At 68.2% G+C, this 465-nt stretch carries 1 pseudogene; it reads left to right on the top strand.

Annotation, left to right across the window (positions count from 1 at the left end):
• Window positions 1-205, top strand: a pseudogene (locus AX708_RS20900) (1-acyl-sn-glycerol-3-phosphate acyltransferase); the annotation flags it as partial.
• Window positions 206-465: the final 260 nt, after the last annotated feature.

The raw sequence follows: 465 nt of genomic DNA, 5'->3' as shown, positions 1-465 counted from the left end.
GCTGCAGGCGGGTTTCGCCGGGCTCTACAAGCTGCTGCGCCTGCCCGTGGTGCCGATCGCGGTCGATAGCGGGCGGCTCTATCACCACGCGATCAAGCGGCCGGGGCGGATCACCTACAAGGTCGGCGAAACGATCCCCGCGGGCCTCGCGCGCGAGGATATCGAGGCGCGGGTGCACGCGGCGATCAATGTGCTGAACGGGTAGGGCGGCGAGCGCCGCGACCGCTTTCGGGTCGGGGACGGATTAGGCGGAATGACCGCAAGTGGGTGGGTAGCTGCCACGCCACCCGCACCGTCACCCCGTGCTTGACACGGGGCTTGGCTTTTCTTCCTCGCGCTATGCACCCGAGTCAGCCAAGCCCCGTGTCAAGCACGGGGCGACGAGGTGGGGATGTCCGGCTTGGGGTCGTTGCACGAACCCGCTTCGCGGGAGTGTCGCTGGCGGCGAGGGTGATGTAGAACGAC

The organism is Erythrobacter sp. CCH5-A1 (assembly GCF_001557115.1).
GTDB lineage: Bacteria > Pseudomonadota > Alphaproteobacteria > Sphingomonadales > Sphingomonadaceae > Erythrobacter.
Note: the sequence above shows the minus strand (reverse complement) of the source record. Positions and strands in the feature narration are given on the sequence as shown.